Source organism: Pseudomonas sp. S2_H10 (assembly GCF_054668285.1).
Genome location: NZ_CP162754.1, coordinates 4,874,352 through 4,889,175, shown reverse-complemented (window position 1 = coordinate 4,889,175; position 14,824 = coordinate 4,874,352). Strand labels below are relative to the sequence as shown.

Genomic DNA, 14,824 nt, shown 5'->3' with positions numbered 1-14,824 from the left:
AACAGTCGTGATTCAGAAACAACTCGGGGCTGAATCAAACAGCCCCGGTTGCTTAGCGTGTTGCTTGAAGGCTCAACCTACGCGGTAGTTTGGCGCTTCCTTGGTGATCTGCACGTCGTGAACGTGGGATTCGGCCATGCCGGCGCCGGTGATCCGCACGAACTCAGGCTTGGTGCGCATCTCTTCGATGTCGGCACTGCCGGTGTAGCCCATCGAGGAGCGCAGGCCGCCCATCAACTGGTGGATGATCGCGCTCAGGGTGCCCTTGTACGGAACACGCCCTTCGATGCCTTCCGGAACCAGCTTCTCGGCGCCTGCCGAGGAGTCCTGGAAGTAACGGTCGGAAGAACCCTGGGCCTGGGACATGGCGCCCAGCGAACCCATGCCGCGATAAGCCTTGTACGAACGGCCCTGGAACAGTTCGATCTCGCCCGGCGCCTCTTCGGTACCGGCGAACATCGAGCCCATCATCACGCAGGAAGCACCGGCTACGATGGCCTTGGACAGGTCACCGGAGAAACGGATGCCGCCATCGGCGATCAACGGTACGCCAGTGCCTTCGAGGGCAGCGGCGACGTTGGCGATGGCGCTGATTTGCGGCACGCCGACACCGGCGACGATACGGGTGGTGCAGATCGAGCCTGGGCCGATACCGACCTTGACGGCGTCGGCGCCCGCTTCGGCCAGGGCCTTGGCGGCAGCGCCGGTGGCGATGTTGCCGCCGATGACCTGCACTTCAGGGAAGTTCTGCTTGACCCAGCGAACGCGGTCGATCACGCCCTTGGAGTGACCGTGAGCGGTGTCGACCACCACCACGTCAACGCCGGCGGCGACCAGCGCGGCAACGCGGTCACCGGTGTCTTTACCGGTACCGACTGCAGCGCCAACACGCAGACGACCTTGATCGTCCTTGCTGGCCAGCGGGTAAGCCTTGGCTTTTTCGATGTCGTTGACGGTCATCATGCCTTTGAGGGCGAATTTGTCGTCGACGATCAGCACGCGTTCGATGCGGTGCTTGTGCAGCAACTCGCGAACGTCGTTCTTGTCGGCGCCTTCCTTGACCGTGACCAGACGCTCTTTAGGCGTCATCACTTCACGGACGGTGGCTTCCAGACGGTTCTCGAAACGCACGTCACGGGAGGTGACAATGCCGACCAGGTCGCCATTGTGCAGCACCGGAACGCCGGAGATGTTGTGCATGCGGGTCAGTTCGAACAACTCGCGCACGGTGGCGTCGGCGACGATGGTGATCGGATCCTTGACCACACCGGCTTCGTAACGCTTGACCTTGCGCACTTCGGCAGCTTGCTGCTCGATGGTCATGTTCTTGTGGATGATACCGATACCACCTTCCTGAGCCATGGCGATTGCCAGACGGGCTTCAGTGACGGTGTCCATGGCGGCGGAAACCAGTGGAATATTCAGCTCGATGCCACGGGTAAGGCGGGTCTTGAGACTGACTTCGTTAGGAAGCACCTCGGAATAACCGGGCACTAGGAGAATGTCGTCGAATGTCAGAGCTTCTTGGCTGATACGCAGCATCGCGGGGGCTCCCGAGCGGGAAAATGGAAGCGCGCCATTATAGTCAGACACCCCCTCGGGTTCAATGTAAAACTCTGTCTATTATCGAAGCAGTGATCAACGGGGTATCTGGCGCCAAATAATCTGTAGGAGCGAGCCTGCTCGCGATGGTCGTTAACGATAACGCGGGGAGTCTGGTTCCCCGCGGAGTTCTTGAGTCCATCGCGAGCAGGCTCGCTCCTACAGGGTCATCAGAGTTCGACTTTGACCCAGCTGACGGGGTGATCCAGCCAATCGGCGAACTCGTCGATAAAGCTCTGCTTGAACCCGGCTTCGGCCCAGTTATTGAAGATGAAACCGAGGTTGGAAAAGCCGCATTCCTGCAGGAACAGGAAGCCGTTGATGTCGTCTTCATGCCCGCATTCGGGGCAGGTGAAGTTGTCGGTGCGCCCCGGCATCCAGTCTTCCAGGCTTTCGAACAGGGCCTCACCGACTTCCTTGCGGCACTCGGCGCAGCCCGCTTCTTCAAGGAAACCCTTGGCCGGCGTATAGATGCAGCGCTTGGTGACGATCTCCAGGCCGTTGACCGGTTCGCCGAACGGCAGGGCTTCGGGGTGCAGGACCACTGCGCGGGCACCGTCGGCGATGGCATGGGCCATGCGATTGCCGGTGCGGCCGCAAGTGGTCAGTTCTTCCTGGATGATGTTCTTGCGCACCAGCCAACGCACAATCGCCCGGGCCCGAGGCTCGTGCACCGGCAGGGTGGAGATTTTCGGGACGATGATGCTTTGCGAATTCATGGGGTACAGGCCTGAAGCTTTGATGAGAGGGTCTTGCGCATGCACAAATTATAGGTCGACCCGTAAAGTCGGGCTGGCCTGTATCCCTGTGGGAGCGGGCTTGCCCGCGATGGCGTCGGCACATCAAACATTGATGTCGACTGAACCACCGCTATCGCGGGCAAGCCCGCTCCCACAGGAGATACGACCTGACAGAGAGTTAATTACAGCTCTACGACAACCGCCTGGGAAGCGCGGGTTGCTTTGGCGCGGGCGGTTTCGATCGACTCGTCGCGCGCCAGGGCAACGCCCATGCGGCGCTGGCCGTTGACTTCAGGCTTGCCGAACAGACGCAGCGCGGTATCCGGCTCGCTCAAGGCCGCACCCAGGTTGGCGAAAGCGGTCTGGGTCGACTGCCCTTCCACCAGGATCACTGCCGAGGCCGAAGGCCCGAACTGACGGATCAACGGGATCGGCAAGCCCAGGATTGCGCGGGCATGCAGGGCGAACTGCGACAGGTCCTGGGAGATCAGCGTCACCAGCCCGGTGTCGTGCGGACGCGGCGAGACTTCGCTGAACCACACCTGATCACCCTTGATGAATAGCTCGACGCCGAACAGACCACGGCCACCCAGGGCTTCGGTCACCGCTTTGGCAACACGCTCGGACTCAGCCAGGGCAACCGGGCTCATGGCTTGCGGCTGCCAGGATTCCTGATAGTCGCCCTTCTCCTGACGGTGGCCGACCGGTGCGCAGAAGGTGGTGCCGCCGACGTGGCGCACGGTCAGCAGGGTGATTTCGTAGTCGAAATCGATGAAACCTTCGATGATCACGCGGCCCTTGCCGGCGCGGCCGCCTTCCTGGGCGTAATCCCAGGCAGTTTTCACGTCATCGACGCTGCGCAGCAGGCTCTGGCCCTTGCCCGAAGAACTCATGACCGGCTTGACCACGCATGGGAAACCGAGGTCTTCGACGGCCTTGCTGTAGTCCTCGAAGGTGTCGGCGAAATGGTACGGCGAGGTCGGCAGGTCCAGCTCTTCAGCGGCCAGGCGACGGATGCCTTCGCGGTTCATGGTCAACTGCGCGGCGCGGGCGGTCGGGATCACGGTGAAGCCTTCGGCCTCCAGTTCCACCAGGGTCGCGGTGGCGATGGCTTCGATTTCCGGCACGATGAAGTGCGGCTTCTCCGCTTCGATCACGGCACGCAGGGCAGCGCCATCGAGCATGTTGATCACGTGGCTGCGGTGCGCCACCTGCATGGCCGGGGCGTTGGCGTAGCGGTCAACGGCAATCACTTCAACGCCCAGGCGTTGCAACTCGATCACCACTTCCTTGCCCAACTCGCCACAGCCACACATCAATACGCGGGTCGCGGTCGGCGACAATGGAGTTCCGATACGGGTCATCTGAAGGTCCTCAAGGAGCGGATCATCGAGGGAAGCGCGCTTCCCATGGGGAGAAAGCGCGGCATTTTACATGAACTTCAGCTGACGACAGCCTGTTTGCGCAGGCGCCAGGCCATGATCAGCCACACGGCGGTCACACCGGCGAACTTCGAGCCCAGGGCAGTGAGGATCACACCCGGCGTCAGTGCGTCGATCATGCCGAAAAAGATAAAGGTATCGAGGGGAATGCTCAGCGCCGAACTTATCCACAGGCGGTCATGCAGCGGGCGTTTGGTGATGCTGAACACCAGCCAGTCGATGCACTCGGACACCGCGAAGGCCGTGGCGCTGGCCAGGGCGATGGACGGATCGGAAGTGGCATAGGACAACACCAGCGCCGCCAGCATCGCCGCGATCGCGCCGTGGCCGAAGCGGGTTTGCACCATGTCGCGCAGAATGAACACCAGCCCGCCCCAGGCCGACCAGATGATGTCCAGGTGCGGCGCGGTGGAGAAGGCGAAGTTGATCAGCACGACGCTGCTGATGTAGGCGATCAGGAAGAGCATGGGGGGGGAAATACCTGGAAATTTGACGCACAGAATACTGTAGGAGCGAGCCTGCTCGCGATGGTCGTGAACGAAAACGCGGGGAGTCAGGTTCCCCGCGGTGTTCTTGAGTCCATCGCGAGCAAGCTCGCTCCTACAACCCCGGCTTTGCCCCGATCATCCACACCAACCCACTGGCCTTGGCCCGCTCATGACACAACCCCAGCACTTTGCGCCGTTCGTCGTTGTCCATGCGGCTCCAGCGGGTGATCTCCTCGACCGTACGCTGGCAACCGGTGCAGATGTCATCGTCGTCCAGCGCACAGATATTCACGCAGGGCGATGCTACCGGGCGTTCGCTGGCGGTCATTGTTCCTGCTCGGCCAGATCGCGGGCATAACGCTGCGAGTTGTGCACGTAGTGAGCAGCGCTGGCCTCCAGCATCTTGATTTGCTGCTCGGTCAACTCGCGCACCACCTTGCCGGGCGAGCCCATGACCAGCGAGCCGTCCGGGATTTCCTTGCCTTCGCCGATCAGCGAATTGGCGCCGATGATGCAGTTCTTGCCGATCTTCGCGCCGTTGAGAATCACCGCATTGATGCCGATCAGGCTGTTGTCGCCGACGGTGCAGCCGTGGAGCATGGCGTTGTGGCCGATGGTCACGCCGGTGCCGATGGTCAGCGGGTAGCCCATGTCGGTGTGCATCACGGTGCCGTCCTGGACGTTGCTGTTCCTGCCGATCAGGATCAACTCGTTATCACCGCGCAGCACGGCGTTGAACCAGACGTTGGCGCCCTCTTCCAGCTTGACCTTGCCCACCAGCACGGCATTGGGGGCGACCCAGCTCTGTGGATGGGTTTCGACGCGGGCGTCGCCCAGGCGGTATTTCATCGTGTTGTCCTCAAGGCTCAGGCGGGCAGTTTCAAACCATTCGAACGATGGTTTCAGGTATTGATAAAGCTTTTGGGAGGTTGGTGCAGGCTGATTTTGGCGTCATACAGCAGGTTGATCAACTCGACGATCATGATCGCCGTCAGCCCCCAGATCTTGTACTCACCAAAGCGATAGCTCGGCACATACCAGCTGCGGCCCTGATAATCGATGCGATGGGTATGTTCGCGGGGATCCTTGCGGAAGAACTCCAGGGGCACGCTGAACACCGCGGCGATCTCGGCATCGTTGGCCCGGTATTCGACAAAATCCGGGATTATCCCGACATAGGGCGTGACCTTGATGCCATGCAGGCTGATCAGCGGGCTGAGCGGGCCGATCACCTCGACCAGCCCCGGCGGCAGGCCGATCTCTTCTTCGGCTTCGCGCAGGGCGGTGAAAATCAGGTCGGGGTCTTCGGGGTCACGGCGCCCGCCGGGGAAGGCGACTTCGCCGCCATGGGTCGACAGGCCGCTGGCACGCAGGGTCAACACCAGCTCAGGTTCGTCACTGCGAGTGATGGGCACCAGCACCGCGGCCTCGGGAAAACGACGGTCGGTCTCCAGTGTGCGTGGTGTGTGGTGACTAACCCGATGCAGTAGCTCATCCAGCATGAGTGTTCTCGATCTGTGCCTTACCCTGCATCATGCACCAATCGCTGCGGTCGCCCAACCCCCGCAACCGCCCCATGTCGCGAAACGACAACTTGCCGACCGGCACTGCCGCACGCCAAGATAGGCCCAGCATTCAGGAACCCCAGCATGAAATTTTGCAGCCAGTGCGGTAACCCGGTGACCCAGCGCATTCCCGAAGGCGATTCGCGCCTGCGTTTTGTCTGCGACAGCTGTCACGCCATTCACTACCAGAACCCCAACATCGTCGCCGGCTGCGTGGCGACCTGGGGCACCCAGGTGTTGCTGTGCCGGCGGGCCATCGAGCCACGTCGCGGTTACTGGACCCTGCCCGCCGGTTTCATGGAGAACGGCGAGACCATCGAACAGGCCGCCATTCGCGAAACCGCCGAGGAAGCCTGCGCCCGGGTGCGCAACCTGAGCATCTATACCCTGATCGACGTGCCGCACATCAGCCAGGTGCATGTGTTCTTCCGTGCCGAGCTGGCGGACCTGGATTTTTCTGCCGGCCCCGAGAGCCTGGAGGTGCAACTATTCGACGAAGCGGACATTCCTTGGGATGAGCTGGCTTTCCGCACGGTGGGCCGTACCTTAGAATGCTTCTTCGCTGACCGGCGGACCGAGGTCTATCCCGTACGGTCTGAATCGATCCCGCCGCTTGCTCAGCCTGCCATTACTTGATGCTGCATTGCTATCATTCGTAGCCGCTGAAAATCGCAGCCTGCGGCAGCTCCTACAAAAACATCTATAAATAAATAGTCGCGACACCTCCTGGGGAATCGTTTCAATGCGCTGGTTGCTTGCCCTGTTCTGCTTGTCGTTCGTCACGGTATCCCAGGCTTCTGCCGTGGAAACCCTGAACGGCAAGGTCATCGAGAAAATCCTGGTTCTCAAGTCGTCCCATCAATTGCAATTGATCAATGACGGCAAGCCGCTCAAGACCTATCGCATTTCCCTGGGCAAGCGTCCCAAGGGGCCGAAGCTGATGGAAGGCGACAAACGCACCCCGGAAGGCTTCTACTGGGTCGACTGGCGCAAGGTCAGTGACAAATTCAACCTGGCGATGCACATCTCCTACCCGAACATCAGCGACTCGGCCCGCGCCCGTCGCGAAGGCGTCGAGCCCGGCGGCATGATCATGATCCACGGCACCCCGGACACCGAAGACACCCCGGAAGACCTGTTCCACACCCTGGACTGGACCGACGGCTGCATCGCCATGCGCAACATGGACATGCGCGAAATCTGGAACCTGGTGCCGGACGGCACGATGATCGAAATCCGTCCGTAATTTCCCACGACCATTGGTCGGCATTGGAAAATAAAATCTAAAAATCGCAGCCTGCTGCAGCGCCTGCCGAGGTGATACCACTCCCTCCGGCAGAGGCTGTCACAGGCTGCGATTTTTGCTTCTCAACTCCCCTCCTCTAATACCACTTGAAATCCACCTCCCTCCTGGTTGCCTCAGCCGACCGGTTTTGTTGCATTTGAGCCCGGCACCGTCGTTGACATGGTATTCAAGTGGTATTAATTTTCCGGCACACCCGAGCGACAATTCCTACATACGTTTCGGACAGCCCTACATGAACGACCTACAAGCCCTGCGCCCCGACGACACCCAACCCACGCCCTTGTACCTGCAACTGGCGCGCAATCTGGAAGCGGCGATCCATGCCGGCCAGTGGAAAGCCGAACAGGCCATGCCGTCGGAGCGCCACCTGAGCGAGACGCTGGGCATCTCCCGCGTCACCGCCCGCAAGGCGCTGGAAGTGTTGTTCGAACAAGGACTGATCCGTCGCAACCAGGGCTCCGGCACCTTCATCACGCCGCGCCTTGAGCAACCGCTGTCGCGCCTCTCCGGTTTCAGTGAAATGCTCCGCCTCAAGGGTTTCGTGCCCGGCTCGCAATGGCTGGAGCGGGAAATCACCCTGCCGACCCACGAAGAACTGATCCGCCTCGGCCTGTCGCCCAACGACAAGGTCGCGCGCCTCAAACGCCTGCGCAAAGCCGACGACACGGTGATGGCCATCGAGATGAGCACCCTGCCCGCCTCGATCATTGCCAAACCGCAAATGGTCGGCGACTCCCTCTACGAATACCTCGACGCCATCGGCAAGCCGGTTGTCCGCGCCTTGCAGCACATCCAGGCGATCAACGCCTCAGACGAGTTCGCCGCGCTGGTCGGCATCGCCCCCGGCACCGCGATGCTGCTGATGACCCGGGTCGGCTACCTGGAAGACAACACGCCGATCGAAGTCACCGACACCTACTGCCGCAACGACTACTACGACTTTGTGGCAGAGCTGCGTCGCTGACCCATAGCCGGCCGCCAAAAAACGAGATCCCGACATGTCCGAAGACAACATCCTCACCGCCCGCGGCTGGGTTCGCGGCCGACTGGTTCACGAACACGGCAAGGTCGTGTCCATCGAAGGCGTGCCCTGCGACCCGGCGGACAACGACCTGCCATATCTGCTGCCGGGTTTCATCGACCTGCACGTCCACGGCGGCGGCGGCAAGGACATCATGGAGGGTACGCCCGCCTTCGAAACCATCACCAAAACCCACGTGCGTTTCGGCACCACTTCGCTGCTGGCCACCACCATGACCGCCCCGAGCGACGAGATCTCCGGGGTGCTCAAAGCCGTCGGCGAATTCTCTGGGCAGCGCCCTCAAGGCTGCGCCCGAGTGCTCGGTGTGCACCTCGAAGGCCCGTACATCAACCCCGGCAAGCTCGGCGCACAACCCAACTTCGCCCACACCGCGCTGATGGCCGAAGTCGAGCAATACCTGGCGCTCGCACCGATCCGCGTGATCACCATCGCTCCGGAAATCGCCGGTCACGATGCCTTGATCCGCGACCTCAGCAGCCGTGGCATCCGCATGCAGATCGGCCATACCCTGGGCAGCTATGAGGAAGGCGTTGCCGCGCTGGAGGCCGGCGCCAGCAGTTTCACCCATCTCTACAACGCCATGAGCCCGCTGCATCACCGTGAACCGGGGATCGTCGGCGCGGCACTGGCCCACGCCAAATACGCCGAACTGATCCCGGACTTGCTGCACGTGCACCCCGGCGCCATCCGCGTGGCCCTGCGTTCGATCCCGTGCCTGTACTGCGTCACCGACTCGACCGCCGCCGCCGGCATGCCCGACGGCGAATACAAACTCGGCAGCCACACCGTGACCAAGTGCCTGGGCGGCGTGCGCCTGCCCGACGGCACCCTGGCCGGCAGCACCCTGACCATGGATCAGGCCCTGCGCAACCTGGTGAAGATCGGCCTACCCATCGCCGAGGCCTCGCAGCGCCTGTCGCAATTCCCCGCCGACTACCTCGGCATCACCGAACGCGGGCGCCTGCAACCGGGGGCCTGGGCCGACTGCGTGCGGCTGGATCGCTCACTGAAACTGACCGCCGTCATGGTCGAAGGAGAAGACATTGACTTCAAAAATGCTTGAAGAGGCGTTGTCCTCGTTCGAGGCCGTGCAAGCCCAATTGCAGCAACTCGACCCGCAGATGATCGAGATCGCCGGGCGTCTGCGTCGTCAGCCGCCGCAAGTGGGCATGACCGTGGCGCGCGGCAGCTCCGACCACGCCGCCAGCTATTTCGCCTACCTGACCATGCAACTGCTGGGCATCCCGGTGGCGTCGCTGCCGATGTCGGTGGTGACCATGCAGCAGGCGCCGTTGAAGGTCAGCGGCCAAGTGGCGTTCGCCTTTTCACAATCGGGTCAGAGCCCGGACCTGGTCAACAGCCTGCGCCTGTTGCGCAAGCGTGGTGCATTGAGCGTGTCGATGGTCAACGCCACCGATTCGCCACTGGAAGCGGCCTGCGAGTTCAGCCTGCCGTTGTTGGCCGGTACTGAAAGCAGCGTTGCCGCCACCAAAAGCTTTATCGCCACCCTCAGCGCCAGCGCCCGGTTGATCGGCCACTGGAAGGAAGACACCGAACTGCTCGACGCGGGCCGCGCCTTGCCCGAAGGCCTGCGCGACGCCGCGCAACAGGACTGGAGCCCGGCCATCGACGCCTTGCGCGATTGCCAGCGATTGATGGTGATCGGCCGGGGCGCCGGTTTCGCCATCGCCCAGGAAGCGGCACTCAAGTTCAAGGAAACCTCGGCGATCCAGGCCGAAGCCTTCAGCAGCGCCGAAGTCCGTCACGGCCCGATGGCCTTGATCGGCGACAACTACCCGCTGCTGGTGTTCGCCCCACGGGGCGCCGAACAGGCCGGCCTGCTGAGCCTGGCCGCCGACATGCGCCAGCGTGGCGCCCGTGTCCTGCTGGCCGCACCGGATGACGTGCTCGAACGCGACCTGACCCTGACCCGCGCCGAACACCCGGCCCTCGACCCGATCCTGGCGATCCAGAGTTTCTACGTGATGGCCGCCGGCCTGGCCGTGGCCCGCGGCATGGACCCGGACCAGCCGCGGCACCTGAGCAAAGTCACGCGTACGCATTGAACTGTGGGAGCGAGCCTGCTCGCGATGGACGTCAACGATGACGCGTTCTTCCTGAATGCACACGTTGTTCTCAGGTTCTTCGCGAGCAGGCTCGCTCCTACAAAGGATCACGCGTTGATCCGAACCGTATTTTTTGATGAGACCGAGCCATGCACAACAACAATAAAGAGCTGACTTTAAGCGCCCCGCTCAGCGGCCCGGTGCTCACGCTCGCCAAAGTCCCGGACCCGGTGTTCGCCAGCGGGGCGATGGGTGACGGCATTGCCATCGATCCGCTCAACGACACGCTCCACGCCCCCTGCGCCGGCGTGGTGGTGCATGTGGCCCGCACCGGCCATGCCGTGACCCTGCGTGCCGACAACGGCGCGGAACTGCTCCTGCACTTGGGCCTCGACACGGTCGAGTTGCAGGGCCAGGGTTTCTCGATGCTGGTCGAGGAAGGTGCGCGCGTCAGCAATGGCCAACCGCTGCTGCGCTACGACCTGGACAAGGTCGCGCAACAGTGCAAGAGCCTGGTCAGCCTGCTGATCCTCACCAACAGCCAGGACTTTCAGGCGCGCCCCATCACCCTCAAGTCGGTCAAGGTCGGTGAGCCGTTGCTGCACATCATTCGTCGCCAGACGTCGAGCGCACAGATCGATGTCGAGTTTGCCGGCGCAGAGATTGTCGGCCATGTGCGCATTGCTCACCGTGGCGGTCTGCACGCGCGGCCGGCCGCGTTGATCCGTCAGACCGCGCAGGGTTTCAAAAGCAAATCGCAGCTGCATTTCGCCGGCAAGTCGGCCACTTGCGACAGCCTGATCGGCCTGATGGGGCTGGCTGTCGGCGAACAGGCGGAGGTCCGGGTCAGCTGCCAGGGCCCGGATGCCGAAGCTGCGCTGCAAGCCTTGCTGACCGCGCTGTCCACAGCCTTGGCCGAAGACAGCCACGCCGTCGCGCCAGCCACGATCGTCCAACGCAATCGCCCCGCCGAAGCCGGCGTGTTGCACGGTGTCTGCGCGGCGCCCGGCCTGGTCGGCGGGCCGCTGTTTCGCCTGAATGCGATCAGCCTGCCGGTGGATGCCGGCAATCATGATCCGCAGCAGCAACAGCAGGTCCTGGACGCGGCACTGAACCAGGTGCGCAGCGAAATCGAGCACACGCAGGCCTTGGCGAAAAAACACAGGGACACTGCTGAAGAGGCGATTTTCGCCGCACACCTCGCACTGCTCGAAGATCCGGCCTTGCTGGACGCCGCCAGGCAATCCATCGCTCAGGGCACCGCCGCGTCCCATGCCTGGAGCCAGGCCATCGAGGCGCAATGCGAAGTGCTCAAGCAAACCGGCAGCACCTTGTTGGCCGAACGCGCCAACGACCTGCGCGACCTCAAGCAACGGATCCTGCGCGTATTGCTTGGCGACACCTGGCATTACGACGTGCCGTCCGGCGCCATCGTCGCGGCGCATGAACTGACGCCCTCCGATCTATTGCAACTGAGCCAACAAGGCGTCGCCGGGCTGTGCATGGCCGAAGGCGGCGCGACCTCCCACGTGGCGATTCTGGCCCGGGGCAAAGGCCTGCCGTGCGTGGTCGCGCTGGGTTCGTCGCTGCTCGATCAACAACAGGGCCAAGCGGTGGTGCTGGACGCCGACGGTGGTCGCCTCGAACTGACACCCGATGCCGAGCGCCTGGCCGACGTGCGCCAGTTGCAACAGCAACAGCAGCAACGCCGGGCCGAGCAACAGGCCCAGGCGCACACACCCGCGCTGACCAGCGATGGCCTGTGCATCGAAGTCGCCGCCAACGTGGCGTCCAGTTCGGAAGCGGCAGACGCATTGGCCAATGGCGCCGACGGCGTCGGCCTGCTGCGCACCGAATTTCTCTTCGTCGACCGCCACACCGCCCCGGACGAACAGGAACAACACCACGCCTATCAAGCCGTGCTCGATGCCATGGGCGACAAGCCGGTGATCATCCGCACCATCGACGTCGGCGGCGACAAGCAACTGGACTACCTGCCACTGCCCGCCGAGGCCAATCCGGTGTTGGGTCTGCGCGGCATTCGCCTGGCCCAGGTGCGTCCGGAACTGCTCGACCAGCAACTGCGCGCCCTGCTGCACGTCACGCCATTGTCGCGCTGCCGGATCCTGCTGCCGATGGTGACCGAAGTCGATGAACTGCTGCACATCCGCCAGCGCCTCGACGCCTTGTGCACCGAACTGGGACTGGCGCAACGCCCGGAACTGGGGGTGATGATCGAGGTTCCGGCCGCCGCGCTGCTGGCCGAGCAACTGGCCGAACACGCGGACTTCCTGTCCATCGGCACCAATGACCTGTCGCAATACACCCTGGCCATGGACCGCGACCATGCCGGGCTCGCCGCCCGCGTCGATGCACTGCACCCGGCACTGCTGCGGCTGATCGCCCAGACCTGCGCCGGTGCGGCGCAGCACAAGCGTTGGGTGGGCGTGTGCGGTGCACTGGCGTCCGATCCGCTGGCCACGCCGGTGCTGATCGGCCTGGGCGTGAGCGAACTGTCGGTGAGCCCGGTGCAGGTCGGAGAAATCAAGGACCGCGTGCGTCATCTCGACGCCAGCGAATGCCGACGCATCAGCCAGGACCTGCTCAAGCTGAGCAGCGCCAGCGCCGTGCGTCACGCCTGTCACCAGCATTGGCCTCTGAGCTAAAGAACAACAAGAATCCGGGGAGAACCGCCATGTACCAACTTTTCATCGAAGGCCTGCAGCGCCTCGGCCGCGCGCTGATGCTGCCGATCGCGATCCTGCCGATTGCCGGCCTGCTGCTGCGCCTGGGCGATACCGACCTGCTGAACATCGCGATCATTCACGATGCCGGCCAGGTGATCTTTGCCAATCTGGCGATGATCTTCGCCATCGGCATCGCGGTCGGTTTCGCCGGGGACAACAACGGCACGGCGGGTCTGGCCGGGGTGATCGGCTACCTGGTGATGATCTCCACCCTCAAGGCGCTCGACCCGAGCATCAACATGGGCATGCTCGCCGGGATCGTCAGCGGCCTGATGGCCGGCGCGCTGTACAACCGCTTCAAGGACATCAAGCTGCCGGAGTACCTGGCGTTCTTTGGCGGCCGGCGCTTCGTGCCGATTGCCACCGGATTCGCCGCCGTGGGCCTGGGCGTGGTGTTCGGCTATATCTGGCCGCCGATCCAGCACGCCATCAACAGCTTCGGCACGCTGATGATGGAAAGCGGCAGCATCGGCGCCTTCGTCTTCGGCGTGTTCAACCGCTTGCTGATCGTCACCGGCCTGCACCACATCCTCAACAACATGGCCTGGTTCGTGTTCGGCAATTTCACCGACCCCACCACCGGTGCGCTGGTGACCGGCGATCTGTCGCGCTACTTCGCCGGCGACCCGAAAGGCGGCCAGTTCATGACCGGCATGTTCCCGGTGATGATCTTCGGCCTGCCCGCCGCCTGCCTGGCGATGTACCGCAACGCCCTGCCTGAGCGACGCAAGGTGATGGGCGGGATCTTCCTGTCGATGGCGCTGACCGCGTTCCTGACCGGCGTGACCGAGCCGATCGAATTCGCCTTCATGTTCCTCGCGCCGCTGCTGTTCGTGCTGCATGCGTTGCTGACCGGCCTGTCAATGGCCATCACCAACGCGCTGAACATCCATTTGGGCTTCACCTTCTCCGGTGGCTTCATCGACATGGTCCTTGGCTGGGGCAAGTCCACCAACGGCTGGCTGGTGTTCCCGGTGGGCCTGGCGTATGCCGTGATCTATTACCTGGTGTTTGATTTCTGTATCCGTCGCTTCGACCTGAAAACCCCGGGTCGTGAAGACGCCGCCACGGTCGAGAAGGCCGCGGTTGCCGAGAATGAACGCGCCGGGGCTTACATCAAGGCCCTGGGCGGCGCCGAAAACCTGATCACCGTCGGCGCCTGCACCACGCGCCTGCGCCTGGACATGGTGGATCGCAACAAGGCCTCGGACGGCGACTTGAAGGCACTGGGCGCCATGGCCGTGGTCCGACCAGGCAAGGGCGGGAGTCTGCAGGTGGTGGTGGGGCCGATGGCCGACGCCATTGCCGATGAAATTCGCCTGGCCATGCCGGCGTTGGGTCGAGCGATTGTGTCCACCCCTCCAGCGATGGTCGATGAACCGAAACCTGCTGCCGTGGCCACGCCGCAAGCCCAGAAATGGCTGAACGCTTTGGGCGGTGGCGACAACGTGCTTCAACTCGACTGCATCGCCATGACCCGCATCCGCCTGCAACTGGCCGATGGCAAGGCGTTGTCGGAGTGTGATTTGAAAGCGCTGGGTTGCCAGGGTGTGAGTCAGTTGGAGGGTGGTATCTGGCATCTGCTGATTGGCGACAAGGCACCGAGCTTGAGTGATGCGCTGGAGGCGTTGGTCAATCGCAGTGAGGTGAGTGCCAAGGTTTAGGTTGTTGTCGCCTGGGCGGGCCTCATCGCGGGCAAGCCCGCTTGTATGGTAGGACTTGAAGGGAGGAGGAGGGACAAAGCCCGATTCTGACTGTTGACGCAGTACAGATCCGTGGGAGATTTCGCCCCTCCTCCTTTCACCCAAGCGCCGATAAAGAATGCA

At 62.9% G+C, this 14,824-nt stretch carries 14 protein-coding genes; 7 read left to right on the top strand and 7 right to left on the bottom strand.

The window, feature by feature from the left end:
* Positions 1-72 precede the first annotated feature (72 nt).
* The 7 genes from guaB to AB4O16_RS21890 form a co-directional block, all read right to left on the bottom strand.
* On the bottom strand, positions 73-1,542 hold the full coding sequence (guaB, locus tag AB4O16_RS21920; RefSeq protein ID WP_008053208.1) for an IMP dehydrogenase: 1,470 nt from the start codon (positions 1,540-1,542) through the stop codon (positions 73-75).
* A 230-nt stretch (positions 1,543-1,772) separates the two neighbouring features.
* A complete protein-coding gene (locus AB4O16_RS21915) occupies positions 1,773-2,321 on the bottom strand; it encodes a sugar ABC transporter ATPase (RefSeq protein WP_160390362.1) in 549 nt (182 codons plus the stop codon).
* Positions 2,322-2,524: 203 nt separating this feature from the next.
* Positions 2,525-3,706 (bottom strand): formate-dependent phosphoribosylglycinamide formyltransferase, encoded by a 1,182-nt coding sequence (gene purT, locus AB4O16_RS21910; RefSeq protein ID WP_460155788.1) that lies wholly within the window; start codon positions 3,704-3,706, stop codon positions 2,525-2,527.
* 77 nt (positions 3,707-3,783) lie between these two features.
* Entirely contained in the window at positions 3,784-4,251 is a 468-nt protein-coding gene (locus tag AB4O16_RS21905) for a VUT family protein (RefSeq protein WP_150717825.1), read from the bottom strand.
* Between the two features lie 133 nt (positions 4,252-4,384).
* Positions 4,385-4,600, bottom strand: a complete 216-nt coding sequence (locus AB4O16_RS21900) for a DUF1289 domain-containing protein (RefSeq protein ID WP_160390364.1) — start codon at positions 4,598-4,600, stop codon at positions 4,385-4,387.
* Positions 4,597-5,121, bottom strand: a complete 525-nt coding sequence (locus AB4O16_RS21895) for a gamma carbonic anhydrase family protein (RefSeq protein ID WP_160390365.1) — start codon at positions 5,119-5,121, stop codon at positions 4,597-4,599. Before AB4O16_RS21895 ends, AB4O16_RS21900 begins: the two co-directional genes overlap by 4 nt.
* 53 nt (positions 5,122-5,174) lie before the next feature.
* Positions 5,175-5,774, bottom strand: a complete 600-nt coding sequence (locus AB4O16_RS21890) for a CoA pyrophosphatase (protein ID WP_150717822.1) — start codon at positions 5,772-5,774, stop codon at positions 5,175-5,177.
* 147 nt (positions 5,775-5,921) lie between these two features.
* Between AB4O16_RS21890 and AB4O16_RS21885 the strand changes: the two genes are divergently transcribed.
* The 7 genes from AB4O16_RS21885 (at position 5,922) to nagE (ending at position 14,662) form a co-directional block, all read left to right on the top strand.
* Positions 5,922-6,473: an NUDIX hydrolase gene (locus tag AB4O16_RS21885; RefSeq protein WP_460155787.1), complete on the top strand. Its 552-nt coding sequence runs from the start codon at positions 5,922-5,924 to the stop codon at positions 6,471-6,473.
* A gap of 106 nt (positions 6,474-6,579) precedes the next feature.
* Entirely contained in the window at positions 6,580-7,083 is a 504-nt protein-coding gene (locus tag AB4O16_RS21880) for a L,D-transpeptidase family protein (RefSeq protein ID WP_160390367.1), read from the top strand.
* A gap of 292 nt (positions 7,084-7,375) precedes the next feature.
* Positions 7,376-8,107, top strand: a complete 732-nt coding sequence (locus AB4O16_RS21875) for a GntR family transcriptional regulator (RefSeq protein WP_460155786.1) — start codon at positions 7,376-7,378, stop codon at positions 8,105-8,107.
* Between the two features lie 34 nt (positions 8,108-8,141).
* Positions 8,142-9,248 carry an N-acetylglucosamine-6-phosphate deacetylase gene (nagA, locus tag AB4O16_RS21870; RefSeq protein WP_460155785.1) on the top strand — a complete coding sequence of 369 codons (1,107 nt, stop codon included), beginning with the start codon at positions 8,142-8,144 and terminating at the stop codon, positions 9,246-9,248.
* Positions 9,229-10,251, top strand: coding sequence for an SIS domain-containing protein (locus tag AB4O16_RS21865; protein WP_460155784.1), 1,023 nt, complete (start codon positions 9,229-9,231; stop codon positions 10,249-10,251). Before nagA ends, AB4O16_RS21865 begins: the two co-directional genes overlap by 20 nt.
* A gap of 149 nt (positions 10,252-10,400) precedes the next feature.
* Positions 10,401-12,917: a phosphoenolpyruvate--protein phosphotransferase gene (gene ptsP / locus AB4O16_RS21860; protein ID WP_460155783.1), complete on the top strand. Its 2,517-nt coding sequence runs from the start codon at positions 10,401-10,403 to the stop codon at positions 12,915-12,917.
* 29 nt (positions 12,918-12,946) lie between these two features.
* Positions 12,947-14,662, top strand: a complete 1,716-nt coding sequence (gene nagE / locus AB4O16_RS21855; protein ID WP_460155782.1) for an N-acetylglucosamine-specific PTS transporter subunit IIBC — start codon at positions 12,947-12,949, stop codon at positions 14,660-14,662.
* The last annotated feature ends 162 nt before the right edge of the window (positions 14,663-14,824 follow it).